This is a genomic window from Methanobrevibacter sp. (genome assembly GCF_045130115.1).
Taxonomy (GTDB): Archaea; Methanobacteriota; Methanobacteria; order Methanobacteriales; family Methanobacteriaceae; genus Methanocatella.
In genome coordinates this window covers 1-25,899 of the sequence record NZ_JBGUPC010000046.1, presented here as the reverse complement: position 1 = coordinate 25,899, position 25,899 = coordinate 1, and the positions used below count along the sequence as shown (strand labels likewise).

Annotated in this window: 28 protein-coding genes and 1 pseudogene; 18 read left to right on the top strand and 11 right to left on the bottom strand. The window is 36.9% G+C overall.

Annotated elements, in window-relative coordinates:
• The first annotated feature begins 39 nt into the window (after window positions 1–39).
• Genes ACJMML_RS07865 through ACJMML_RS07855 form a run of 3 tightly spaced genes read left to right on the top strand, consistent with a single transcriptional unit; the run spans window position 40 to window position 3,632 of the window.
• Window positions 40–828, top strand: coding sequence for a class II glutamine amidotransferase (locus tag ACJMML_RS07865; RefSeq protein WP_405306782.1), 789 nt, complete (start codon window positions 40–42; stop codon window positions 826–828).
• Window positions 829–831: 3 nt separating this feature from the next.
• Complete coding sequence (locus ACJMML_RS07860; protein ID WP_405306781.1) at window positions 832–2,235, top strand: hypothetical protein; 1,404 nt, start codon at window positions 832–834, stop codon at window positions 2,233–2,235.
• A gap of 8 nt (window positions 2,236–2,243) precedes the next feature.
• Entirely contained in the window at window positions 2,244–3,632 is a 1,389-nt protein-coding gene (locus ACJMML_RS07855; protein ID WP_405306780.1) for a glutamate--cysteine ligase, read from the top strand.
• Window positions 3,633–3,634: 2 nt separating this feature from the next.
• On the opposite strand, the gene ACJMML_RS07850 is transcribed toward ACJMML_RS07855, so the two are convergent.
• A complete protein-coding gene (locus tag ACJMML_RS07850; RefSeq protein WP_405306779.1) occupies window positions 3,635–4,390 on the bottom strand; it encodes a HesA/MoeB/ThiF family protein in 756 nt (251 codons plus the stop codon).
• A gap of 8 nt (window positions 4,391–4,398) precedes the next feature.
• On the bottom strand, window positions 4,399–5,406 hold the full coding sequence (locus tag ACJMML_RS07845; RefSeq protein ID WP_405306778.1) for an ATP-binding protein: 1,008 nt from the start codon (window positions 5,404–5,406) through the stop codon (window positions 4,399–4,401).
• 237 nt (window positions 5,407–5,643) lie between these two features.
• On the opposite strand from ACJMML_RS07845, the gene ACJMML_RS07840 reads away from it, so the two are divergent.
• Together ACJMML_RS07840 and ACJMML_RS07835 are read left to right on the top strand one after the other, a co-directional pair.
• Window positions 5,644–6,579 (top strand): ABC transporter substrate-binding protein, encoded by a 936-nt coding sequence (locus ACJMML_RS07840; RefSeq protein ID WP_405306777.1) that lies wholly within the window; start codon window positions 5,644–5,646, stop codon window positions 6,577–6,579.
• A gap of 161 nt (window positions 6,580–6,740) precedes the next feature.
• Window positions 6,741–7,715, top strand: a complete 975-nt coding sequence (locus ACJMML_RS07835; RefSeq protein WP_405306776.1) for an ABC transporter substrate-binding protein — start codon at window positions 6,741–6,743, stop codon at window positions 7,713–7,715.
• 45 nt (window positions 7,716–7,760) lie between these two features.
• Here the strand turns inward: ACJMML_RS07835 and ACJMML_RS07830 are convergent, their stop codons facing one another.
• Genes ACJMML_RS07830 through acs form a run of 3 tightly spaced genes read right to left on the bottom strand, consistent with a single transcriptional unit; the run spans window position 7,761 to window position 10,893 of the window.
• Entirely contained in the window at window positions 7,761–8,387 is a 627-nt protein-coding gene (locus tag ACJMML_RS07830; protein ID WP_405306775.1) for a DUF447 domain-containing protein, read from the bottom strand.
• Window positions 8,377–8,739 carry a hypothetical protein gene (locus ACJMML_RS07825; protein WP_405306773.1) on the bottom strand — a complete coding sequence of 121 codons (363 nt, stop codon included), beginning with the start codon at window positions 8,737–8,739 and terminating at the stop codon, window positions 8,377–8,379. The genes ACJMML_RS07830 and ACJMML_RS07825 overlap by 11 nt, the downstream gene beginning before the upstream one ends.
• A gap of 57 nt (window positions 8,740–8,796) precedes the next feature.
• Window positions 8,797–10,893, bottom strand: coding sequence for an acetate--CoA ligase alpha subunit (acs, locus tag ACJMML_RS07820; protein ID WP_405306772.1), 2,097 nt, complete (start codon window positions 10,891–10,893; stop codon window positions 8,797–8,799).
• Window positions 10,894–11,167: 274 nt separating this feature from the next.
• On the opposite strand from acs, the gene ACJMML_RS07815 reads away from it, so the two are divergent.
• Together ACJMML_RS07815 and ACJMML_RS07810 are read left to right on the top strand one after the other, a co-directional pair.
• Window positions 11,168–12,088, top strand: coding sequence for a DUF2121 domain-containing protein (locus tag ACJMML_RS07815; protein ID WP_405306771.1), 921 nt, complete (start codon window positions 11,168–11,170; stop codon window positions 12,086–12,088).
• A gap of 11 nt (window positions 12,089–12,099) precedes the next feature.
• Entirely contained in the window at window positions 12,100–13,023 is a 924-nt protein-coding gene (locus tag ACJMML_RS07810) for an MBL fold metallo-hydrolase (RefSeq protein WP_405306770.1), read from the top strand.
• 2 nt (window positions 13,024–13,025) lie between these two features.
• Here the strand turns inward: ACJMML_RS07810 and aroC are convergent, their stop codons facing one another.
• Entirely contained in the window at window positions 13,026–14,120 is a 1,095-nt protein-coding gene (gene aroC, locus ACJMML_RS07805; protein WP_405306769.1) for a chorismate synthase, read from the bottom strand.
• A gap of 109 nt (window positions 14,121–14,229) precedes the next feature.
• On the opposite strand from aroC, the gene hemB reads away from it, so the two are divergent.
• Window positions 14,230–15,234 (top strand): porphobilinogen synthase, encoded by a 1,005-nt coding sequence (gene hemB / locus ACJMML_RS07800; protein WP_405306768.1) that lies wholly within the window; start codon window positions 14,230–14,232, stop codon window positions 15,232–15,234.
• Window positions 15,231–16,109: a triphosphoribosyl-dephospho-CoA synthase gene (locus ACJMML_RS07795; protein WP_405306767.1), complete on the top strand. Its 879-nt coding sequence runs from the start codon at window positions 15,231–15,233 to the stop codon at window positions 16,107–16,109. Before hemB ends, ACJMML_RS07795 begins: the two co-directional genes overlap by 4 nt.
• A gap of 62 nt (window positions 16,110–16,171) precedes the next feature.
• Here the strand turns inward: ACJMML_RS07795 and ACJMML_RS07790 are convergent, their stop codons facing one another.
• From ACJMML_RS07790 to ACJMML_RS07780, 3 genes are all read right to left on the bottom strand, one after another.
• Entirely contained in the window at window positions 16,172–16,588 is a 417-nt protein-coding gene (locus ACJMML_RS07790) for a DUF2283 domain-containing protein (RefSeq protein ID WP_405306766.1), read from the bottom strand.
• Entirely contained in the window at window positions 16,551–16,871 is a 321-nt protein-coding gene (locus tag ACJMML_RS07785; protein ID WP_405306765.1) for a hypothetical protein, read from the bottom strand. The genes ACJMML_RS07790 and ACJMML_RS07785 overlap by 38 nt, the downstream gene beginning before the upstream one ends.
• A 192-nt stretch (window positions 16,872–17,063) precedes the next feature.
• Window positions 17,064–18,539 carry a hypothetical protein gene (locus ACJMML_RS07780; protein WP_405306764.1) on the bottom strand — a complete coding sequence of 492 codons (1,476 nt, stop codon included), beginning with the start codon at window positions 18,537–18,539 and terminating at the stop codon, window positions 17,064–17,066.
• 142 nt (window positions 18,540–18,681) lie between these two features.
• Between ACJMML_RS07780 and ACJMML_RS07775 the strand changes: the two genes are divergently transcribed.
• The 5 genes from ACJMML_RS07775 to ACJMML_RS07755 all read left to right on the top strand — a co-directional run bounded on the left by ACJMML_RS07775 (window position 18,682) and on the right by ACJMML_RS07755 (window position 23,039).
• On the top strand, window positions 18,682–19,299 hold the full coding sequence (locus ACJMML_RS07775) for a TetR/AcrR family transcriptional regulator (RefSeq protein WP_405306763.1): 618 nt from the start codon (window positions 18,682–18,684) through the stop codon (window positions 19,297–19,299).
• Between the two features lies 1 nt (window position 19,300).
• Window positions 19,301–19,915, top strand: coding sequence for a GNAT family N-acetyltransferase (locus ACJMML_RS07770; RefSeq protein WP_405306762.1), 615 nt, complete (start codon window positions 19,301–19,303; stop codon window positions 19,913–19,915).
• A 2-nt stretch (window positions 19,916–19,917) separates the two neighbouring features.
• The gene (locus ACJMML_RS07765; protein ID WP_405306761.1) at window positions 19,918–20,649 is read left to right on the top strand and encodes a flavodoxin family protein; all 732 of its coding nucleotides are present in this window, start codon (window positions 19,918–19,920) and stop codon (window positions 20,647–20,649) included.
• Between the two features lie 75 nt (window positions 20,650–20,724).
• Window positions 20,725–22,266, top strand: a complete 1,542-nt coding sequence (locus tag ACJMML_RS07760) for a phenylalanine--tRNA ligase subunit alpha (protein ID WP_405306760.1) — start codon at window positions 20,725–20,727, stop codon at window positions 22,264–22,266.
• The gene (locus ACJMML_RS07755; RefSeq protein ID WP_405306759.1) at window positions 22,266–23,039 is read left to right on the top strand and encodes an exodeoxyribonuclease III; all 774 of its coding nucleotides are present in this window, start codon (window positions 22,266–22,268) and stop codon (window positions 23,037–23,039) included. Before ACJMML_RS07760 ends, ACJMML_RS07755 begins: the two co-directional genes overlap by 1 nt.
• 10 nt (window positions 23,040–23,049) lie before the next feature.
• Here ACJMML_RS07755 and ACJMML_RS07750 read toward each other — a convergent pair whose 3' ends face one another.
• Entirely contained in the window at window positions 23,050–23,745 is a 696-nt protein-coding gene (locus tag ACJMML_RS07750) for a TIGR02253 family HAD-type hydrolase (RefSeq protein ID WP_405306758.1), read from the bottom strand.
• Between the two features lie 35 nt (window positions 23,746–23,780).
• Window positions 23,781–24,464 (bottom strand): DNA polymerase domain-containing protein, encoded by a 684-nt coding sequence (locus ACJMML_RS07745; protein ID WP_405306757.1) that lies wholly within the window; start codon window positions 24,462–24,464, stop codon window positions 23,781–23,783.
• A gap of 189 nt (window positions 24,465–24,653) precedes the next feature.
• Between ACJMML_RS07745 and ACJMML_RS07740 the strand changes: the two genes are divergently transcribed.
• The 4 genes and pseudogenes from ACJMML_RS07740 to ACJMML_RS07725 all read left to right on the top strand — a co-directional run.
• Complete coding sequence (locus ACJMML_RS07740) at window positions 24,654–24,998, top strand: hypothetical protein (protein ID WP_405306756.1); 345 nt, start codon at window positions 24,654–24,656, stop codon at window positions 24,996–24,998.
• 96 nt (window positions 24,999–25,094) lie between these two features.
• Window positions 25,095–25,388: a hypothetical protein gene (locus ACJMML_RS07735; protein WP_405306755.1), complete on the top strand. Its 294-nt coding sequence runs from the start codon at window positions 25,095–25,097 to the stop codon at window positions 25,386–25,388.
• Window positions 25,389–25,391: 3 nt separating this feature from the next.
• Window positions 25,392–25,631, top strand: coding sequence for a hypothetical protein (locus tag ACJMML_RS07730; protein WP_405306754.1), 240 nt, complete (start codon window positions 25,392–25,394; stop codon window positions 25,629–25,631).
• A gap of 191 nt (window positions 25,632–25,822) precedes the next feature.
• Window positions 25,823–25,899 (top strand): annotated as a pseudogene (locus tag ACJMML_RS07725) (30S ribosomal protein S8e); the annotation flags it as partial.

The window sequence follows — 25,899 nt, the reverse complement described above, 5'->3', positions numbered from 1 at the left end:
ATATAACAATTGTAATATCAATTAAGGGGAGGATAGTATATGTGTGAAATTTTTTGTTTTAATTCAGATAAGCCAAAACAAATAAATGAATGTTTAGAATGTTTTTATAATCACTCAGAAGAACATCCGCACGGATGGGGATTGGCTAATATGCAATCCAATGAATTTGTTATAGATAAAGAGCCTATAAAAGCAACATGTAGTCAGCACTTAAAGGAAATATTGTCCAATCCGCTTGTTAGTAAAAATGTTTTTGCCCATATACGATTAGCAACAATGGGTGAAATCATATCTCCCAATTGCCATCCTTTCATAGAATTGGATGATAACAACCGATCTTGGATGTTAATTCATAACGGGACAATATTCAGTTATCCTCCTCTTGATAAATATAAAGATATAGAAAACGGAGACACAGATTCCGAGCGAATATTGCTATACATTATTGATAACATTAATAAATTCGAAAAGGATAAAGGTGCTCCATCAACTATAAAAGAAAGATTCAATCTTCTTTCTGAACTGATAGATGGACTGTCAAAAGGAAACAAGGTAAATCTGATGATTTATGATGGGGATTTGACATATATCCATTCAAATATGAAGGATTCACTATACTATCTTAAGAATGAAGATGGTTTTCTTGTCGCATCAACTCCAATAACGGATGATGACGGTTGGAAACCTGCCGAATTAAACAAGCTGTTCGGCATAATTGACGGAAACATCATTTTTGAAAGCCAGGAGCACAAAAACGAATTCATATTTACAAAGGAACATGAAGAATTCCTGCAGAAATCCATTAATTCAATTAATTCAGGAGAATGATTCATGAATGACAACAATTTGCAGAGAATGATAGAGGAAAAAATCTATCAGCAGTTCATCAAACCGACAAATCAGAAAAAGGACTTCATAGGTATCGAAATTGAAGTGCCCATCATCAATCTTAATAAAGAGGCAGTAGACTTTGGGATAGTTCATAAAGTGACCTCTAAAGTCCTTAACCATTTTGATGATTTCGAAAAGGAAGGAATAGATTATAATGGAGATATATTCTCTATCAAAAATCAAAACAATGATGATATTATTTGTTATGACTGCTCCTACAACAACATAGAATTTGCAATGGGGCGTGAAAAGGACCTGTTTACAATAAACGACAGATTCATTGAGTACTATTCATTCGTGAAGGAAGAATTCGAAAAGTACAATCACACACTGACTGGAATGGGCATAAATCCCTACAGGAAATACAACGAAGAGATCCCCATTCCCTCTGAGAGATATTTGATGCTTTATCATCATTTGAAGTCATTTAAAAATTATAAAAATGTTCCGATGCATTTTCACAATTACCCTGCATACGGAATGTTCTCATCAGCGTCCCAGGTTCAATTGGATGTCTACAAGGATGATCTGGTCAAAACAATAAACGTCTTTTCCAAAATCGAACCGATAAAGGCATTATTGTTTTCAAATTCGGTGTTTTTGGATGAAAACAAACACGTTACCTGCTTCAGGGATGCGCTCTGGGAGTATTCGACCCATGGAATAAATCCGCACAATATTGGAATGTATGAAGTGGAATTCAACGATCTGGATGATCTGGGGGCTTATCTCGAGTCATTAAACATATACTGTGTAATGCGTGACGGTGCATACATCAATTTTCCCACAATGAGTCTTCAGGAATACTTTAAACAGGATTACGTCCGGGGAGAAATCTATTCAAACGGTGAGTACAGATATATCGATGTCAAACCTCTGATTGATGATATCAATTATCTGAGACCATTTAAATTCATCAATTTGACATTCAGAGGCACTGTTGAGTTTCGAAGCGTTTGTACACAGCCTATTTATGATACCATGACTGTTGCGGCATTTCACTTGGGATTGAAGAACAAACTTGATGAGATGGCTGAAATAATTGCCGATGACAAGGTAATCTATCACAAGGGCTATACTGCACGTGAGCTTAGAAAACTCCTTATTCAGGATGAAATCCCTTCATTCATAGACAAAAACGAATTGTGCAGGTTGACAAATGACATTGTCGATTTGGCAAATGAAGGATTGCGTGAAAGGGGCATTGGTGAAGAAGTGTTTTTGAAACCATTGTACGGGCGCATTAAAAATCATTCAAATCCGGGTAAGGATATCATAGAGTCAATGCACAGCGGAGTTGAATTAGAAAAAATTATTAAAGATTATGGAAAAATCAAACAATAGGGATTGAAATGGAATTGATTACTTTAACAAAAATTCCTAGCAATGAAATTTTGGCTGGTTTATTTGGTATTGAATGGGAGGCTTTGAGAGTTAAAAGTGATGGAAAATTAGCTTTAAGCCCACACCCAGAAGTATTTGGTGACAAATTAAAAAATCCTGTTGTCACAACTGATTTTTCAGAAAGCCAAATAGAAATTATAACTCCGACTTACAACACTATCGAAGAAGCATTCAGTACTTTTTCCATGTTGGCGGACATTGTCAATTTCTCGCTTAGGGATGATGAATACCTGTGGTTTCAGTCTCTTCCGGCAATATTGCCATATGACAGCCAAATTCCGATAGCGCAATATTCCGATGAGGGACAAAGCTCTCAAAAGTACAGGGAAAACCTTGCAAATAAATATGGCGTAAAAAAGCAGATGATTTCGGGAGTTCATTTCAATTTTTCTTTTACAGATGATTTTTTAAATAAGCTTTATGAAATAACAGAATCCGATCTGACCTATCAGCAATTCAAGAATGAGGTATACCTGAAGATAACCAGAAACTACCTCAGGCATTGCTGGCTGATAATTTATCTGACAGGATGTTCGATTGGATCTCACGAATCATTTTCAAGGGAATGCATTCACCTGATGGATGAGGTTGACGCTTATGGGAATCATTATTCCACAAGGGGCCCTTCCCTTAGAAATTCTTCCTGTGGATATAAGAACCTGAAAAGGTTATACCCAAGCTATAATAGCATTGAAGAGTTTACAGATGATGTCAATTCATTCATCGAAAGGGGAGACCTTTCCCAGGCCAAGGAACTTTACACACAAATCAGGTTAAAGCCTAAGGATCCTTCGGATTTATTAAACTCTTTGAAAAATGATGGGATTAAATATATTGAAGTGAGAACCTTGGACATCAATCCGTTCTATAACTGCGGGCTTGTTGAGCATGACATGAAATTCCTGCAGCTGTTTTTAATTTATATGCTTGTTAAAGGTGAATCCGATTTTGTATGCTGGCAAAAGGAGGCATTCATCAATGAGGAGGCCGTTGCCGAAAGGGCATATGACGATAAGATGAGACTGGTCAGGGACGGTGAGGAAATAACTCTTAAGAAATGGGCATACGAAATAATCAATGAAATGTATGGAATGTGTGAGGTTTTGGGCTTTGACGAGTTTGATACATTGAAGCTGATGCATGACCGTGTGCTCAATCCTGATTTGACATATGGGAAAAGGCTTTTGGAATTAATCAGAAAAGAAGGATACATCAATGCCCACATGAATCTGGCAATCAATAACAAAAAGACAAGCGTTGATGTGATAAAAAAATTAGAGGAGAATGAATCTCCTGAATTCAAGAAATATTTCTCTCTTGCCCTAAAGGATAAGTAGCTTTAGAGTTCATCTAGTGAAAATGAACCTAAATCCAATAGGTCAAATGTCATTATTTTTGGAGCTACGGTAACTTTGCCGACTCCAGTTATTATTTTATAGGCTTCAAACGCTTCAAGACAGCCTATTAGGTTTGGTGTAGGTCCAATGACTGGAGGAACACCGGAAGTCACATTTTTCAATGCCTCAATTGTTTCATCATCTAATTCTTTTCCGATTGAAGGCAGATTGAACATTTCCTCATATGTCTTGTCGCTATTAGGTAAAAATACGGTAATTTGGCCCATGGTTCCATGAATTGCACCATGGATATATGGGATGCCCTTTTCTTTTGCTTTTCTGGACACGATTACTCTGGTCAATACATTGTCGAGAGCGTCAATTACAATATCGGAATCGTCAATGACCTTGTCGATGTTTGTCTGGTCGATGTGTTCATTGAATGTGGTTGTTTTGACATATGGGTTGATTAGCCTGACCTTTTCGGCTGCAACTTCGCTTTTGACAAGGCCCAAATCTGTAATGGTGGCTAAAGTCTGTCTGTTCAGGTTTGATAAGTCGTAAGCGTCCTTGTCAACAAGAATCAGTTCTCCAATTCCCATTCTGGCTAGCATTTCAATGGTTTCTCCACCGATTCCGCCACATCCTATGACTGTGATTTTTGCATCTTTAAATCTTTCCTGTTCGCTTCTTGTAACTATACTCATTTGGCGGGAAGCTATTTCCCAGTATCCGTCTCCAATGTATCTTGTTGGCATATTTATCACTATATATTTCTTCTTAACTGTTGTAAGGTATCCATGAATGCATCAAGTGCAATATCATAATTTTCAAAATCATGACCTTCAACCAATCCATTTTCATAAATGGTTATTCTATCTAATTTTATCTTTTCTTCATCATAAGAAATTATGTTTTCTATTTGTTTTTTTGTATCTTCAAGGTTTATTGTGAATGGAAGTTGATATGAATAGGAACCCTCGGCATAATCTATAGCAATGTATTCGTTATCATCAATTTGCGATAAATTTAAAGCGACTTTTCTGAAACCTTGTGCTTTTAATGCATCGTCAATTAGTTTAAATTTATCTTGAGATAAAATTTCATTAATGTTGTCCACTTCAATAATACCAAGTTCTCCAAAATCTCTAACTTTCACTATTTTACAGTTTGTGTTATCCAAAATGTAGTCCTCACAAAATCCTATCCTATTTATTTTCTCTTTTGTGGTTTTTGTGTTTGTGGGAATTCTGGTTGCAAGGCAGGTAGTTGATCTTGAATATGGGATGCTGTTCTTATCCAGATATTCATGAATTTCGGCAGAGGATAATTTTGCTTCAATAAATGGTGTCTTAAAACCTTTTTTATAGGTGATTAAAATGCCTGGCCTGTCAACTACCAAATCACTGATATTGTTGCCGTCACAGATAAAATCAAATCCGTTTTCATGGGCTGTCCTTTCAATAGTCGAATACATCAAGTCCCTGCATGTAAAACATCTTTTTGGAGAATTTTCTAAAAAGTCCTCATTCTCATAAAAGTTGATGTCGATTACTTCATGTTTCACACCAAATCTTTCGCAGGCTTTTTTGACATTTTCAACAAATCCTGTAGGAAGCAGGTGATTGTCGATTGTAACGGCTAGTGTGTCCTCTGCAACTTCAGAAGATAAATAAGTCATTAAAGTTGAATCTGCACCACCTGAAAAGCCGATGGCAACTTTTTTATCTTTTAGAATATCTTTAACGATGTTTATCTTATCTTCTATGTTCATTTTATCCCCATGGAGCTAATTTTTTCTCATTTACTATTTTGTTTCTGAGATTTAATACAATTTTTGTATTTTTTTTAAACAGAAAAAATATAACAATAGTTATTTTTTTTCCTATTTTTAATTAGTTTTAATTGATATTTAAATGTTGTGTAATGATTCAGTCATTGGAAAAATTGTCTTTAATCCACAGTCAAAACATTTAATAATTTTTCGGATATATCTAATATTGGTGATTAAATGGATAATAGGATTATCGCAATTATAATAGCAATTGCAGTTGTTGCAATTGGTGCATACTTCCTTTTGGGAGGCGCTGGTAATGAGGTGACAATTGGTTATCTGCCGTCAGACCATGATGCAGCATTGTTTGTTGCAGATGCACAAGGCAAATTTCAGGAAAATGGAATAAACACCAAATTGGTTCAGTTCAACAATGGCGGGGACCTGATGACTGCCATGGCCAGTGGAGATGTTGATGTGGGTTATGTTGGAATAACACCGGTTTTATCTTCCATTGCTAACGGGGTTCCGGTTAAGGTAATCTCTGCGGCACAGACTGAAGGATCCGGAATTGTTGTTGCAAAGGATTCAGGAATCGATTCCGTTTCAGACCTTTCAGGCAAAAAGATAGCAACTCCTGGTGAAGCTTCAATTCAGCACATGCTTCTTACTTACTACTTGAAGCAGAACGGAATGTCAATCAGTGATTTGAAGGTTTCATCCATGAAGGTTCCTTCAATGAACGATGCACTCAAGACAGACAAGATTGATGGTGCAATCACTTTTGAGCCATATGTGTCAATTGCAGAGAAAAATGGGGCTAAAGTATTGGCCGGCTCTCAGGACATTCTGCCAAACCATCCATGCTGTGTTGTTGTGGCTTCCGATAAGTTTATAGAAGGGCATCCTAATGAAACTGCAAAGATTCTGGAAATCCATGAAAATGCAACCGATTTCATTAACAAAAACACTGATGAGGCTGCAGGACTCTTGCCTGGAGACATAGTCAGTGATGTTGAAGTTGAAAAGATGTCAATGTCCAGTTTCCCATTCATATCCGGTTTGAACGATACTTACAAAAAGGATGTAATGGACTTTATGAACCTTGAAGTTGAATTGGGTCTTTTGAAAAAGCCTATTTCTGAAAATCAAATTTTTTGGGAAGGTAGTTAATTAACTACCTATAATCTTTTTTTTACACAATCTTTAAATATTTGAGATGATATAGTAATTTTGGGGATTCAAATATAACAATTGTTATTCAAATCAATAAGTAATGTATTTATATTTTACTTATGATATTAATAATTGTAAATTAACTTTGGAGAAAAATTATGAATAAGAAAATTACATTTGTTTTAGTGTTGGCACTTGCAGTATTCCTTGTAATGGGTTCAGCTAGTGCAGGACTCTTCGACTTTTTAGGAGGAGACTCTGGAAACACTGTAAAAATAGGTTATTTACCTTCAGACCACGATGCTGCATTATTTGTAGCAGACGCTCAAGGATTATATAAAAATAAAGGAATCAACACCGAACTTGTTCAATTTAACAACGGTGGAGATTTAATGACTGCAATGGCTAGTGGAGATGTTGATGTAGGTTATGTGGGAATTGCTCCTGTATTGTCTTCAGTCTCTTCTGGTGTTCCTGTAAAAGTTATTTCTGCTGCTCAAATTGAGGGTAGTGGAATTATTGTAACTAAAGATTCCAATATTACTAATGCACATGATTTAGCAGGTAAAACTGTTGCAACCCCTGGTGAAGCATCCATTCAACATGTATTGCTTTCAGCATACTTGAAAGCAAATGCAATGTCATTAGATGACATTAACGAATCTGCAATGAAAGTACCATCAATTAACGATGCATTAAAAACTGGTAACCTTCCAGCAGCAATCACTTTCCAACCTTATGTAAGTCTTGGTGAAACTGATGATAACATTAATGAATTAGTTGATTCATCTGAAATCATGCCTAACCACCCATGCTGTGTTGTAGTTGCATCTGATGACTTCATCAAAAACAACGAGAACACTACTAAAGACATAATTGCAATCCACAAAGAAGCAACAGCATTCATTAACAAAAACATTAAAGACGGTAAAACCGCTGAAGTAGTTAAATTATTACCTAAAGATATTGTTGCTAATGAGGATGCAGAAGCTAAATCCTTAGAAAGTTTCCCATTCATCTCAGGATTAGATGATGCTTACAAAGCAGATGTGGACGCTTTCCAACAAGCAGAAGTTGGTTTAGGTATCTTAAATAAAACAATTTCCCATGAAGATTTATACTGGGAAGCATAGTTAAAATAACTATGCTTTATCTTTCTTTTTTTTTTTAAGTGACGGTTAGTTCTTTTCGTATTCGGCTCTCAAGTCAGCCATGGCTTTTTTTGTCTTTTCATCTGAAACCTTTTCAATGACGCGTTGATTTTCAATCAATCTGTCCATATACTCTTTTCTTTTGGCCTCATCAACGATTTTATATCTTGCGAAGTTGACAAGCCCTTCGATAAGTCCGTCCATTCCACGGTTGTATGCCTGTGCGTGCTCGTCGTTTATGACCAAATCCCTAATCTTCCCTTCAATGAAGTAGATGCTGCTGTCCCCTTTGATTGGGAAGTTTTCCGGAGTTTTGATCTCAACGTTTTCAACATCTACAATGATGTATGCTGGAGTGTCTTTAATGATTGCAATGTCTGAATCTGTTGTGTAATATTCGTCGTCTAGGCGGTCCAGTGTAGCATAGGTGAAAACCAATGGGTCTTGTGTGATGTTGACTACATACTCATTTGTGTCCAGTATGTTTTTCAATGTTTTTGATCCTTCAAAGATGTGGCAGTGAACCCTATCATCGCCCAAATAGATAAATGCAAAGGCACCTGCATTTTTCACTCCGTCCTTGCTCATTGTTGTTGTAATGCACTCATACTGCAAGTCTTTTTCTATTCCAAGTTGGGATAAATCATATGTCATTTGAGTTTCCTCCTGAAAATCCTCCGGCAATTTTGTTAAGGTTTGTAAACACATTCAGCAGTGAATTGACAACTTCCTGAAGCTCAACATTTTCAATGCTTCCCAATGCTTCGATATATTGTGGGAAAGTCTGTCTTCCATTCTGGAAAAACATGTAATATTCATTGATGTTGACCTCGTCGTTGTTCAGGTCATCCACAATCTCCCTGTATAGTTTTTCCAAATCATCCAGACTCTCTTCAAGCATTGATTTAACTTCGTTGATGGAGTCAGGATTCTCCAGTTTTCCAAAAGCCGTATTGATTCTGATAATGGAAATTGTATAGGATTCTAAATCTATTTCACCATACATATTAATCACAGTGATTAAAAATAAAAAGAAAAAAGAGTTAATTTCTCCTAAGAGAAATTATAATTTGATTTTGATATCTAAAGCAGATGAACCTTCTTCGTAAACGAAGATTGGGTTGATGTCCAGTTCAGATATTTCTGGGAAGTCTAAGGTTAATCTTGCTACTCTTTTGATAGCCTCTTTGACTTCTTCAACATCGCAAGGTGCTTCTCCACGGTATCCTTCAAGCAATTTGGATACTTTGGTTGAAGCGATTTGCTCTTCGATTTCCTGTGAGCTCATTCCTTTTGCGAGATTGAATGATACGTCTTCAATAAGGTTTACATAGATTCCACCCATACCGAATGCAATCATAGGACCGAATTGTTTGTCACGAATCATACCTACAATGACTTCTTCACCGGAATCCATCATTTTTTGCACTTCTACGCCGTCAGGAACGATGTCAGGATGAGCTGCTTTAGCGTTGGCAATGATTTCTTCATAAGTTGCCTTTGCCTCTTCTGCTGAGCTGATTCCTACTTTTACACCGCCGATATCTGATTTGTGTAAAATCTTATCGGATGCGATTTTAAGTACGACAGGGAATTCCATCTCTTCAGCAAGTTCAGCCGCTTCATCAGCGCTTGTGGATAATTTGATTGGCGCTGCTGAAATTCCATAAGCTTCAGCTACTGCATATGCTTCACTACCGAGTAATGTGTCTCTTCCGTCCGCTTTGACTTTGTCGAATATTGCTTTTACAGCGTCTTTGTCGACATCTTCAATGTTGTCAATGACATCGTCGTATTCACGGTCATCTAATCCTGCGAATTTGACCATTGCTTCTAGAGCTTTTACTGCGGTTTCAGGGAATACGTAAGTAGGTATTCCGTTGTCCCTTAAAGCGTCGTTTGCATCAACAAATGTTGGTCCTCCCATGTTAACAACAATGACAGGTTTGTCGAATTTCTTTTTCTCTTCAATGATTGCTTCTGCAATTCCATCAGGATCAGCTGATGCAGTAGGACAGACCATAACGATTAGGCTGTCAACGTCTTCGTAGCCTAATACTAATTCTAATGATTCTTTGTATCTGATTACAGGTGCATCACCCAATACGTCAATAGGGTTTTTGGCACTTCCTTCATCAGTTACGCATTCTTGTAATTTTGCAGTGGTTTCCTCATCGAATTCAACGAGTTGCAGACCGGCTTTTTCCATTGCGTCTACGGTAAGTACTCCTCCACCACCTGCATTGGTAATGATTGCCACCTTATCTCCTTTTGGAAGTGGCGCTTTTGAAAATGCAAGACCTAAGTCGAATAATTCAGCCATGGTTTCTACACGCATGATTCCGGATTGGTGGAATGCTGTATCGAATGCAAGGTCACTTCCTGCCAATGCTCCTGTATGTGAGGATGCAGCTGCTGCACCTGCAGAGCTTGAACCGGATTTAAGTACGATGATAGGTTTTTTGTGTGCAGTTTCCCTCATGGTTCTTACGAAGTCATCGTCATCGGAAATTGATTCGAGATAACATATGATTACATTGGTTTCATCATCTTCAGCCAAGTATTGTAAAAGTTCGATTTCACTTACTCCAGCTTTGTTTCCTAAACTGATAACTTTACTGAATCCAATTCCAGAAGTTACGCTCCAATCGATGATAGCTACCATCATAGCACCACTCTGTGAGATGAATGCCATATTTCCAGTTGGAGGCATCATTTGTGAAAATGATCCGTTTAATGGTGTGTGGGAATCTGTAATTCCTAAACTGTTAGGTCCGATAATGTTTATACCGTATTCTTTACCAAGAGCAGTCAGTTCTGCTTCTAATTTGGCACCTTCTTCTCCTACTTCTTTAAATCCTGCGGTAATTACTACCATATTTTCAATGCCTACTTCACCACATTCCTTAACTGCTGTGTTTACAAATGGGGAAGGGATAGTAATGATTACTAAGTCAACCTTTCCAGGCACGTCTTTAATATTAGCGTAAGCTTGTTTTCCGAGGATTTCTCCACCTTTTGGGTTCACAGGATATATCTCACCTTCAAATCCATCATTGATAAGATTATCAACAATGATATATCCTACTTTTCCAGGGGTATTGGAAGCTCCAATAACCGCCACAGATTCAGGTTTAAACATCTTATTGAGGTCTATCATAAGTTTTTCTCCTGTTTTTTTTATATTTTCATATTAATTATCATTATAAATAATTAACATTTAATATAATTATATTTCTTGTTATATTATTATTTAAATATATTGTTTAATCATTAAAAGGTTACTTTAAGCTTTAAATTAATGTTTAAATTAAAATCTGAATTATTTTTTCCGAGTCTCTTAACATTTATAATACATGATAACTAAAAATATATATGAATAATAAATTATTGATATTTTAATAATTTAATAAAATATCGAATTAGGAGATACTATGAGCTTAATTATTGCTTATGTTGGAAAAAAAGGATGTGTAATGGCGAGTGATAAAAGAAAGATAGGATATTTCGGTGATAAACAAAATTTGAAAACATTAGAAGACGAATTATATAATGGAAAAATAGATAATGACGATGACTTTCTGGCAAGAGCAAAGGAGCTTGGCATTTCAATCAAAATAACTGACGATGCAAATAAACTCAAGATTGTCGGCAATTCAATTCGTGGTGAAGTGAGTACCAAAGGAACTTTTGAAACAAGAAGAAGGCGTATTTACGGAACTACAAATGGATACCAAATTCTTGAATTGTTGGGTTCAGATACGGAATCCCGTAAGGCTGGAGATAGCGGAGTCATTATCTTTGGAAATGACTATGCAAAACGCATGGCTGAAACATTGATCAAAAGAAAATGGAAATCCTCACAAAGCTTGAGGTATATGGGCGAGATTTTCCAGAATATTTTAGAGGAAGTTGCATCCAAAACCCCTACTGTTGGGAAAAATATTGATGTGCTGATACAGCAGCCTAATTTTGACAAAACACAAGCACAGAAACACTTGAATATTACAATTGACCATGATATAAAAGTATTGACAAAATTCAGACAGGAATTAACTGAAAAATTGGTTCAGCAAAATCTTGACATAGAAATGGCCAATAAGATCATCAATCAAGGCGAAATAGGCAAGGTAGTAAATATTGATGGAAACATGCTATTTGTCCAATTGAATGATAAAACCCAAGCTGTTGATGGAAATTGGAAACAAAAGGCCGCCCCTGGTCAAAACGTATTGATGTTTACAGAAAGCGACAATGTGAAAATAGGAGATAAGGTTATCATTGAAAATGAGGATTTATGCCTTAAAAAAGATAAGTCTTCACTCAAATGTGATATAATTTTATGCTCATTGTAAGTGTGGTTTAAATGAAGATAACATTTTTAGGCAGTGGAGGAGGAAGATTCTCTGCCATTAGCCAAAGAAGAATGACTGGAGGTTTCAGAATTGATAACCTCGGTGGGAAAAATTACCACATAGACCCTGGCCCAGGTGCGCTTATAAGAACATACCAGTTCGGATTCGACCCAAGAAACCTAAGCGGGGTTGTCGTTACCCATTCGCATACTGACCATTATAATGATGCTGAAGTTCTAATAGAAGCCATGACAAGAGGAATGACCAAAAGCCTTGGAACTGTTGTCGGAAGCGAAAGTGTATTGAATGGTTATGATAAATGGGGACCGTGCATATCATCTTATCATCAGTCAAAGCCTGAAAAAATTATTTTAAGGCCTGGCGAGTATGACCAGATGGACAATGTTAAGATAAAGGGTACAAAAACTTCACACGGCGATCCGACAGGTGTAGGTTTCCAACTGGATTATAAGGGCTTTAAGGTATCATACACTTCAGACACAGCTTATTTTGAAGGTCTGGCTGAAGAGCATGAAGGTGCCGACATTCTCATAGCCAGTGTTTTGAGGCCTGGAAACCGCTCTATTAACGGACATATGTGCACACGCAATTTCATTGACTTGATTGAGGAAGTAAAGCCTCAAGTTGCCGTAATGACACATTTGGGTCTTAAGATGATTTCAGCAAATCCTGTGACTGAAGCTAAAAAGGTTTCTAAAAAGACAGGTGTAAAAACAATAGCCGCCTATGACGGTCTTTCATTCAATGTGAACTACAACAATCCGAAAAGATTCAGATTGATATCCCTTAAGGATGTCCAGTCATCAATTCACAGCACCAGTCATACGTTATATGAAAATGAAAGAAAAAATTCCTACCAGTTGGCGTTCAAACACAAGGAGTTTGATGAGCTGACTATGGTTAAAAGGAAATGAGGTTATTTTTCTAAATTAGTTGGATGTATGAATCCTGAGCGAATCATATGGTCTGCAAGAACGATTGCAGTACTTGATTCCGCTACAGCTGTCACTCTAGGACAGATGCATGGATCATGACGTCCCTTAATTTCTATTTTTTTATTTTCTATTTTTTCAAGGTCAATGGACTCCTGGCATTTGGAAATGGATGGGGTAGGTTTCACTGCAATTCTGGATACTATCGGCATTCCATTGCTCATGCCTCCGATGATGCCTCCGGAATTGTTGGTTTTTGTTGTTATTTTATTGTCATTAATCTGGTATTCATCATTGATTTCAGAGCCGGTATGGGTTGCCACTTCAAATCCAAGTCCGATTTCAACACCCTTGACCGCACCGATATTCATCAGTATTCTTGCAAGGTCTCCGTCAAGCCTTTCAAAGACAGGCTCTCCAAGGCCAGCGGGAACATTGACTGCAATGGTTTCAACGATTCCTCCAACTGAATCTCCTTCCTGTTTTTTGGCTAAAATAAGTTCTTCCATTTCACCCGCAGCCTCAAGGTCTGCACAGCGAACCGGATTCTTATCGATGTTTTTCTTGATTGTGTCAAAATCTTGCTTTTCAGCTTTGATGTCACCGATTTGAATGACGTGGGAGATAATTTCAATATTTTGTGTTTGCAAAAGCTTTTTGGCTATTGCACCGCCGATAACGTGGCCGATTGTAACCCTTCCGCTTCCACGGCCTCCTCCATTGTAGTCATAGTGGCCGTATTTCATCATCCATCCGAAATCTCCGTGTGATGGACGTGGAGTGTTTTTGAACATGGAATAGTCCTTGGATTTTTGGTTTTTGTTGAATACAACTCCGCAAATGGGTGTGCCGTCAGTTTTTCCTTCAAAGATGCCTGAAAGAATCTGGACTTCATCATCCTCTTTTCTTGGAGTGGTTACGCTGCTTGTTCCTGGTTTTCTTTTATTGAGTTCCTTTTGAATATCTTCAACACTTAATTCAAGGTTTGCAGGGCATCCGTCAACAATGGCACCAACTGCAACACCGTGGCTTGCTCCGAAAGTTGTTATCTGAAATTTTTCTCCAATTGAATTTGACATTATTTTTCCCCATCTAAACAATTAAGTTAATTTTTGTATCTTTAAATATTTATAATAAGTTAAAATTTTAAATATTTTCAAATCAAAAATTAATAATTAAGTGATTATTATGGAATTTCCAACTACAAGAATGAGAAGACTTAGAAAAAATGCCAAGATTAGAAATATAGTTCGTGAAACCAAGCTTGAAAAGGATGACCTGATTTATCCGATTTATTTTAAAGAGGAACTCCAAGGCGATGAAAAGGAAGAGATTTCCTCACTTCCTGGAGAGTTCAGATACTCTTTGGACAGCGGAGTGGAATTCGCAAAGCAACTGGAAGCGAAAGGATTGAAGTCAATCATTGTATTTGGAATACCAAAGGAAGACACCAAGGATGAAATAGCTACACCGGACTATTCCGCTACAGGAATCGTTCAAAAGGCTGTCAGAAGGCTTAAAAAGGAGACCGATTTGGTTGTCATCACTGACGTTTGCCTTTGCCAATACACCTCTCATGGCCACTGCGGAATGATAAGGGAAAATGATGACACCGATGATGGAATTGAGATATTGAACGACGAGTCCCTGCCGATCATTGCTAAAGTTGCTCTTTCCCATGCCGAAGCAGGTGCGGACATCGTTGCGCCTTCAGACATGATGGACGGAAGGGTTAAGGCAATCCGTGAAACCTTGGATGAAAACGGTTTTGTAAACGTAATGATAATGTCATATTCAGCAAAATACGCCTCAGCATTCTATGAGCCGTTCAGAGTTGCTGCCTGCTCATCACCTCATGCAGGGGACAGAAAGTCCTATCAGATGGATCCTGCCAATGCTGTTGAGGCAATCAGGGAATGTGAACTGGATGTAATCGAAGGATGCGACTTTTTGATGGTCAAACCGGCACTTCCGTACCTTGATGTCGTCAGAATGGTCAGGGATGAGTTCATGCTGCCGCTGGTTGCATATAATGTAAGCGGGGAATATGCGATGCTTATGGCTGCCATTGAGAAAGGATTCTTGACTGAAAGGGCAATAACCGAAGCATTGCTTTCAATCAAAAGGGCCGGAGCAGATTTAATAATCACTAATTTTGCACCATACTTGCTTTTAAATGATGTGATAGAATGAAACCGGAAGAAATTGCAAAAATGGCACAAATCGCATCCGCACTTGAGGTAAGTGGATATCCAAAACCGGGAAATGTCCACAGGACCCGTGACTATGATGACATGGAATTTGAAGACTTTGTAATAAGCGGCATAGTCATTGGAGACACAATCCGTGAAGCATGTACAGATGTTGATGTTGAAAACCCTCAATTGGGAAAATATATCCTGCAGGCGGTTGCCGAAACCGACAGGTGGATTAAAAACAACACCAATCTGGGTATAGTGATGATGACAACTCCAATTGCAGTTGCGGCTGCAATCAGTGATTCCTTTGATGATATAAGAGAAAACATTAAGCTATTGATGGGAAACACTTCAGTTGACGATGCATGTGACTTGTATGATGCAATCAATATCGCAGATGCAGGCGGAATGGGCGATCAAGACGAGTATGACGTTGCAAGCGACAATGCCAAAAACGAATTGAGGGAAAATGGCCAGACAATGTATGATGTTTTGAAAATATCCGCTCCGTGGGACATGCTTGCACGTGAAATGACAGGAGATATGCCTGCTGTTTTTGAAATAGGCTATCCTACCTACCATGAGCTGAGACAGTCCAAATCCCAAAACGATGCATGTGTATTGACATTTCTGACAATACTCTCACATGTTCCAGACACTCTGATTTCAAGAAAATACGGATCAGATGATGCCATGAAAGTCTCATTGATGACAAGGGACTTGCTCAACATCAGGGATGAACCTGATTTTAAGGACAGGCTCAAGGAATTCGACGATTATCTGTTTAAAAACAAGTATAATCCTGGAACCACTGCAGATTTGACTGCAGCTTCAATTTTTGTCAGCTATCTGAAGTCAAATTTTGAATAGTTACAAGGATACGGTATATTTTTCCTTGTTTATTCTCTTTTTTTAATTATTTTTTTTGAATTTTACACTGTAACTAGATTTGTTTCCATATTTGGAATGTTGTAGGTATTGCTGGTGAATGATTCTAATTCTTGCTGGTTTTCTTTTTCATGAACTAAAATGCCAAACACTGCATTAATATTAATTGATTTTGAATCGACAATGACTTTCATATGGAAAAATTTTAACTCATTCAAACTGTCTTTTGGCACGCTTAATCTTTTCGATGCGTCATGTATCTCAAGAGCTGTTGGTATATTATTTTCATCAAAATCAAGTAGTAATCCTTCATCAAGTTCTATTGTTTCATGATATATGAAATCTCGAGTTACTTTAATTCCAAGTATGTCAGCTGTTTTATCATACATGCATTCTACTTCATATGAGTTATTTTGAATCATATTATCTCTCCATATTTCTTTCTCGTCTTCTTCTGTCAAAGGCATATGCAGTTATAACTGTGATGTTTCTATAATCATCTATCTCAATAATAATATATAAATCCATGTTCTTATTTTTTTCATGAGGATAAATCAATTTAAAACGGTTTTCAGTGGTTTTAGTTATTCCTAATGGGATTTTTTCAAACAAGCATTCTGCAACATATTGGTGGGTATATCCTCTTTCAAACCAATTTTTGAAAATATGTTTATCAAATCGCAAAAAATTTGGATTATAGTTATGAATTATATCCTGTGCCTCTTGAATATTATAATCTATCAATTTTCTCACTTTAAATAGTTTTTAAGATATTAATCAATATATTCTTTAAAAAATGGTGAATGATTTTAAAGTAATCTCTGTAATTATATCGTACTTAATACTATATAAGTATTACTTTTTTTTAAATTTGTAATACATTTAAGGATATAATTGTCAGTTCGTCTTGAGTTGATTGTACTAAAAATGAAAATTTCATAATATTTTAGAAATTCTGGATTTAATTTCAGATTTCAGGTCATAATTCTGCCGCAACCCAATTAAAACCATTATCAGCAGATAGCAAATCAATATATTCGCATATAGATATCTGTTGTCCTGTATTGGTGTTGATAGAAAGACGATTATGATATTTAACAGATTCGGAAGATACATAATATATATCTCTCGAGACCCTGTAACGATATGGATCAGTATCAGGAGGATGATTGAAATATACATGTACAGGGCGGGACTTTCAAGCAGGGTATCTGTGACAACAAAATTTTCAATGTCTATTGACAGTGAATTAAGGGTGTTGAATACGGGAGTTCCCCAGTTGACATAGGAAATATTTTCATAGCTGTGAGTCACCTTAAAGTTATGAGGAATATAATATGCTTCAAAATCCATTTGCAGTCTGTCTTTTTCCCGATTCATGTAGAAAGCATGTCCTGCCCAATCCTGGTCTCTTGTAATGTCCCATACCATTGGGGATGATTCAAAGAGATATTGCAGAAAATGCAGAGGATTATTCAGCGAATATTTTATGGCCAGACCGATATAGATGTCCTTGTTCTTTTCAAATTCCTTATAGTTTGTTATGGCAAATATGCTGTCCGATCCCGTTGGAATATAATTTTTTTCAATCTTATCTATATCAAGTACTTTTGCTACCTTTTCTCTATCGGCATCTTCCATATCCAAATGTAGATAATAATCCGCCAGCAAGTGGCATGTTTTTGTCATCAAAGCATCTTTTTCATTGTCCTGGACATCGTATGCGATGTTCAGGGATGAAATCAGGAGGATGAATGTTATGGTCAATATTGGCAATAGAACAGCCATTTTATGGTTCTTTTTAATGAAAAGATAAATTGAATAAACAATTATTGTAATCAGAATGACGTACATCCCGTTTCCCCTCAGTTGGGATACGAATGCCATGATTACTGCAAGAAGTATGATGAATTTATAGTCCACATTTCCCTTTCTGTCTATCATTACCATGGCTAAAAAACACAAAAACATTAAAAAATAGCTGAACAGTATGTCTTTCCACAGGGTAATTGCATACAATGCGTTGATTGGAATCAGACATATTATTAAAGAGAGAATCACCTGCACCTTGAAGGGATTATTGTTTTCGTTTTCATCGTCACGGGTATATCTGCAGATTATTGTCCACATAGTTGAAAATACAAGAATCTGAAAGACAGCAATTGATATTGTGTTTGGATAGACATTCAGGCACAGCATGCTGATGAAGGTATGAAAGAAAGGGTGCCAGTTCGTAAAGTGTCCGGAAGCGATTTGATGAAGCTGATTGAATGTGTCATGGGTAGCTATTCCTGGATTGAAGACAATAAGATAAGTTAAAAATATGACTATTGGTATTAAAAAGATTATCAGGTCTCTACGGTTGAATCTACCCTTAATTTTAGATATTGCTCCATCATGCCTAAATTCCATGCTTTTACTATATTAAAACTATTATTTAATAATTGCTTTCAATCCTTAATGCGAAATTTATCAGCATTTTTTAACTAACATCCGTTAGTTTTATATGCTTTTGGAAATATAATGATAACTAACAAGTGTTAGTTTTGATATCATGAATAATAAGGAAAAAATTTTTCAAGTTTCAATAGACTTATTCTCTGAGTATGGCTATGATGGCGTATCGGTGCGCCAGATTGCCGGTGAAGTGGGAATAAAGGAAAGCTCTATTTACAATCATTACTCTAGCAAGCAGGAGATACTGAATAGGATTCTGGAGTATTATATAGAGGAAATGACAAGTGATGAAATACCTTTGGACCAGGCAAGCCTGAATCTGGACAGGGGATTTGATTTTTTCTACAAGGCAGGATGTGATGCATTCCTGTCAAAGTTAGAGGAAGACAGGATGATGAAAATAACAAGAATTCTCTTCATAGAATCATATCACAACGATGAGGTAAGGGATTTCTTGAAAAAGTCAATTATTGAGGCTCCGATTGAAGGGTGGATTGTCCTGTTCGACTTGATGAAGGCGAAAAACCTGATTGAGAAGGACTGCGATACAAGACAGCTTTCCGAATCGTTCTTTTACTATGGAATGTTTCTGTTGTACGAACATTTCTTCATAAATTATCCTGAAGACGACGGGAAGTTTCTGGAGGAGTTCATGATGAAAACGGAGAGTCATGCAAGGACAATTTTTGATTCTGTGAGAATAAGGGGTGAATGATATGAAGACAAGACTTGAAAGAGAAACTGATTATCTTGAAGTTGAAAAACTTGTAAGGGATTCCTTCTGGAATGTATATCGTCCGGGTGCATATGAGCATTTCATCGTTCATAACCTAAGAAATGACGAGAGCTTTGTAAGCAAATTGGCATATGTCATTGAGGATGATGGTAAAATTGTAGCAAGCATCAATTATTCGAAGGGTAAAATCAGCTATGAAAATGACATCGTCCCTGCGCTCATACTGGGTCCGATTGCAGTCGATAGGAATTGTCAAAATCAGGGACTCGGATCGCAATTGATTGATTACACATTGGAAATTGCCCAAAAAGACAATGTTCCTTTTGTCCTTGTGGTGGGAGATGAGGACTACTACTCAAGATTCGGTTTTGTAAGCGCATCAGAATATGGCCTTTATCTTGATGGAACTGATTTGGATGAGGAAAATCCCTTTTTCATGATTAGGGTATTTGATGAAGGCAAACTTAAAAATGAATTGGGAATATTTCAAAACCCTGACGTATTTGATGTGGATGAAAATGAATTGGATGAATTTGACAGGAAATTTGAATATAAGGAAAAACTGGTTTTGGATACACAGCTTAAGGAGTTATGATTATGAAATATGTTATTATTAACGGATCACCAAGGCGTAAAAATACATGGAAGATGGTTGAGCAAGCAAAAATGAATTTGAAGGGGGATTTTGAGGAAATCCATCTGATGAAGGAAAAGATTCCAATGTGCAACGGCTGCTATAAGTGCATTATGGAGGGTGAGGAAAAATGCCCCCATGAGGATAAGGTCAAGCCGATTGTTGACAGGATGATGGAAGCAGACGGAATCATTATTGCCTCTCCGGTATATGCCATGAACGTGACAGCGCTTTTAAAGAATTTCTTTGACCATACCGCTTACTTTTATCACAGGCCTGACTTTTTCACCAAAAAAGCTTTGGTGGTGGTATCCACTGCAGGTGCAGGACATAAGAAAGTGGCAAACTATATTGACGAGACATTGAGGCATTGGGGTGTAAACAAGGTCTATAAAATCGCAATGGCCTGTGGAGGAAAGGATGCTCTTGAGACAAAGCAGATAGATAAGGTATCCCAGAAGTTTGCAGCCGATGTCGAATCAGGTAAAATGCACTCTCCCAAATTTGGCGATATCGTATTTTTTGATGTTTGGAAAGCGATGGCTGTGTCTTCCGACCCAATAAAGGCAGATGCGGAGTTCTGGCACAAGAGCGATTTGGTCAATCATGATTTCGCACCGGAAGTCAAATTGAATCCTCTTAAGAAATTATTTTCAAAATTAATGTTTCTTATCATGAAAAAAGTTATGAAATAATGTATTTTGCACTAAATTTATAAATCACTTAACACATATATTATTATATTATTAATCTTAAAGTATGGTGTTTAAATGAGTGAGGATATTAAAAAAACCATTAGTGAATTACATATTTATGAAAAGAAACTTTTAAAAGAATTGGAAGCCAATCCTGAGGCTACTCCAATGGATATTGCTACAAATACCGGAATGGACATCAAATCTGTAATGAGTGCGGCAGGATCTCTTGCCTCCAAGGATATCATCGAAGTGCACAAGGATGTGCAAAAGACATATTCCCTGACAGATGACGGACGTGAATATGCTGAGCATGGACTTCCTGAACGTAAAATACTTGATGTCTTGGCTAAGAAAAAGGAAATCTCAATGAGTGATTTGGCTAACGAAGCGGGTATTGACAAAAAGGAAACTGGAATTGCACTTGGATGGTTGCGCCAAAAGAACTGGGCTCAAATCGATAAGGGAGTAATCAACATAACTGATATCGGTAGAGAGTTTGTAGACAAATCTGGCGTTGATGAAAAAGTTCTTGACTATCTTAAGGTCAATGCTGATGGTGTAAAACTTTTCACTGATGATTTGATGGATGGTTTTAAAAAGCTGACCGGTAGGAAAAATATTTTAAACATTAAAAAGGAAACCTCACATTCTTTTAAACTCTTGCCTAAAGGTGAAGAAATTCTCAAAGTCGGCTTTGATATAAGGGAACAGGCTACTCAGCTAACCCATGAACAGCTAAAAGAGGGTGAATGGAAAAGCCTTGAGTACCGTCCGTATGACATCAATGCTGAAGCTCCATTAATATTTGCCGGCAAAAAACACCCTTTAAGAATTATTATTGATGAAATCAGGGAAATCTTCCTGAACATGGGATTTTCAGAAGACAATGGTCATTTCGTCGAATCTGCATTCTGGAACTTTGACTCACTTTTCCAGCCACAGGACCACGCTGCCCGTGAAATGCAGGACACATTCTATCTCAAAAACCCTTTAACCTGTGATTTGCCTGATGATGCACTAGTACAGCTTACTGCTGAAACCCATGAAAACGGTGCCGATACAGGTTCTATCGGTTGGCAATATGACTGGAGTGAAGACATTGCACGCCAAAGTGTTTTGAGAACTCACACAACAGGAATATCCACAAAACACCTGTTTGAACATGAGCCTCCAATCAAAATGTTTTCCGTCGGAAGGGTATTCAGAAGAGAAACTTTCGATTACAAACACTTGCCTGAGTTCCACCAGGTGGAAGGACTTGTATGTGATGAAGGAATCAGCTATCAGAATCTTTTAGGAACCCTTAAAGAGTTCTATAAAAAATTAGGATTTGAAGTAAGGTTCAGGCCTGCATACTTCCCTTACACATACCTCTCCACAGAAACTGAAATCTATCTGGAGGAAAAGGAAAGCTGGATTGAGCTTGGAGGAGCTGGAATGATGAGGCCTGAAGTATTGAGGCCGTTAGGTATTGACAAACCTGCTCTTGCATTCGGTTTAGGTATCGAAAGACTTGCTATGATTAGATATGATGTGGAAGACATTCGTATGCTTTATAAAAGTGACATCAAATGGCTTCGTGAAGTTCCTACCGTCAATGGAGTTGAATTATAGTGTCAATAAAGCTGGTTTCTTGGAATGTAAATGGAATTAGGGCAGTCTCCAAAAAGGATGAATTTTGGGACTGGTTCGATGCAACTGATGCCGATATTATTAATTTTCAGGAAGTAAGGGCAACAGAAGATAAGATTCCAAAGAAATTGGCAAATGTCGACGGATTTCACCAGCACTTCAATGAGGCCGAAAAGAAAGGATACAGCGGTGTTGGTACCTACTCCAAGATTGAACCTGTCAGTGTCACAAGAGGTTTGGGCGTTGAAGAGCTTGACAGCGAAGGCAGAGTTCTGAAAATCGAATATTCCGACTTCATTTTATATAATATTTACTTTCCAAACAGTGGGATGAATGCAAAAAGGCTTGATTTTAAGGTTGCTTTCTGTGATGCACTTCTAGAACAGCTGGTTGAGCTTAAGGATGAAGGCAAAAATCTGGTCATTACTGGAGACTACAATATAGCCCACAATCCGATAGATGTATACAACCCTAAAAACTGTGAGGGAAAATCAGGCTATTTGCCGGAAGAGCGAGCATGGCTGGACCAGCTTGAAGAGGCAGGCTTTGTAGATACCTTCAGGATGTTTGATGAAGGTGAAAACAACTTTACATGGTGGAGTTACAGAACCCGTGCACGTGAAAGGAATGCCGGTTGGAGACTGGACTATTTTTATGTAAATGAAGAAATAAAAAATAATGTTAAATCAGCTGAAATCTTAGCTGATATCTATGGTTCCGATCACTGTCCTGTGACTTTAGAATTAGAATTTTAAAATTTGGTGATTATAATATTGTTTTTACATCACCAATATTGTCAACTACAGTAATATCCAATTTTTCTCTTTTGATGTAGTCCCTGTCATCTTCGGTAATGTCGGAATTTACAAGAATTGCTCCCATTCCTGCATTGACTGCACCTAATGCGTCTTCCTTGAATTTATTACCAATCATCAATGATTTTTCAGGATTTCCTTTCATTTTTCTAAGTGCCACATCATAAATCAGTCTGTTAGGCTTATTTTTTCCAACCTCTTCAGAGGTGATGACTTCATCGAAGAATGAATGGATGTTGAGTCTAACTAATTTTTCCCATTGTTTGATGGTTATTCCATTGGATATGACTGCCAGGCGGTATCCTTGGCTTTTAAGATAGATTAATGTGTCAATTGTTTCCGGAAATGGTCTTAAAAGTGCCATCTTAACGTTATGGTATGTAATCATTCCAAGAGCTACAAGCATTGGGTCCTCGTGGCCTAAAACAACCTGGGTCAATACGTTGAAATGTTTTCCATAATTTGATCCTTTTTCACGGATAATTGTCTTCAAAACGCCGTATGCTTCGTCCTTATCAAGAGGAAGTCCATTGTCTACCATTAATCCTATTGCCGCTTTTCTTGCAGTTTCTGCAAAATCAGATGTGTCAAGCAATGTGCCGTCTACATCAAAAAATACAACACGGTCATCATCATTTTTAATCATATGATTAAAATTATTATTTTAAAATATAAATATTTTTAGAAAAATGCATCAAGACTTTGCTGGACTTCACCGACTGCCATGTCCTGCAAATCCTTTCTGGTGTATCCGAAGGAATACATGATTCTTTCAACTGCTGGAATTAGCTGGTTGTTGATGTAATAATCCTTATCGTAGTCATATCCATCGCAGTATTCATATGGAACTGCCCTCTGGCTTATGGAACCTTTTCCTTTAACGATAATGTATTGTATGATGGTTCCGCGTGATACCTTTATTCCATGTTCCTCAATCTTCTGGGCGGCAACGACATGGGGTCCGACTTGTTTGTATTGGTTTAATGGCTTGGTTATTTGGGTGTGGATGATGAGTTCCTTTTTGTCAACATCACCTTTTCTTAATCTTTTCATTACTTTTTTAACTTCTCCAATGGCCTTGTTTGAGTCTCCCTCTTTTAAAATGGCCATCAGAACAGCTTCTTGAGTTTGCTTTACGATTGGTGCCCAGTCTCTTCTAACTAATTCAAGTCCTTTTGCTATGATTTCTCCATCTTCAATTACAGCATATCTCTTTTTACTTACAAAGAATCCTCTCCTGTAGAATCCTTCATATTCCAATTCCATACTTTCCGGAAGTGTTGAATTGAGATATTTCAAGAACTTTTGAGCCTGCGCTTTGATTTCGGCTTCAAGTTCTAGCTGTTCTTTTGTCTCTTGAACCATTTTGACACCAAATTTAAATATATCTTTTTTAGTTATAATATTTTTCCAAAACAATTTCTCAATGCGAAAACAATTTTGTTGCCTCCATATTGATATATTCAGATTAATAATTCTCCATATTACTTTTCAAATGCTCTCCGACTGATTTTATATCTGAAGGTTGACATAGTATGTGTGAGGTTTGATAAAATGGAAAAAAGACTGATCTCAAGTTATGACGAAAAAAATGATACATTTGTAGGTAAGCTGGATGGCGAACATGGATACTGTGCGGATTATGGAATTTCAGAAGGAATTTATCTTGGAATAAACAATACAAAATTTCCTACTTCAATTTTTGTTTCAAACGCTTCAGAAGTTTTCAACACTTCAAAGAAAATCTTGGAAAGTGCCGATGTCAAAATCAACATTAACTGCAATGGCAGCTGCTTATGTTTTGACATGTGCATTGAAAACTCCAAAATCTGCTCAATCAGATGCAAAAACGATTTCGGAATCCCAAAGATGGAATGCTTGATGAATAGTAACATATAGGTTACTATTTTTTCATCTTTTTTTCGACAAACTTTTAAATATGAGTTTGTTAAATATCTATAATAATTAATTTAACAAAACATTATGGTGATTTTAATGGAAAATCAAAAAATAGATATTGACTCTGCAGATGAAATTGTTATAGTCGTACCTGAAGAAGCCATTAAAGATGGCGAGCTGGAAATAGATTTGGATGAATTGGGAATCGATGTCGAGTCTTTAGGTGAAGATGTCAATATTGTCATTCAGGTTGAAGGTGCAGAAGAACTGGAAGATGATTTAGTTGATGACGACGATGAAGATTTCATTGAAGAGCCTAATGAATGGTATTTTGATGATGATCCATATGGCGTAGTCTATTATGAATTTGTAAATGATGATGAGGAATAGTTCATGACAAAGGAAGTTCCGTATTATACCATTGACGATGATGGAAACTCTGAAGTATTATCTTCAAATCCTGAAGCTTATATTGATGATAATGATTTGAAGGATTTGCTGCTTGAATTGTTGGGTGATGATGTTTCTGAAGAAGAAATTCAGAAAATACTCGATGCAGCATCAAATGAGGATATGAGCGAAGAGGATTTCGATAAGTTAGTCGATGAATTCATTTTAAAAAACAAAAGTTAATTTTCTAAATTTTGCCCATAAAATAAAACATTTATATATAATGAAAAAGTAATATTTTATTATCATTATTCTTTAAGGCTCTTTTTTGCTCTCAAAAATTAGGCTATTATTTTCTTGCGAATGGTCTGATTGAAAAGAGGCTTGAAGACTGCGATTACTTATATTATTAATTATATTTATTAGGTGAAATAATGGCAATTTCTCAAGGAAAATCAACTAGAAGTCCATCCGGTGCAAGAAATGTTGCAAACCGTGGAAAAAGGAAATC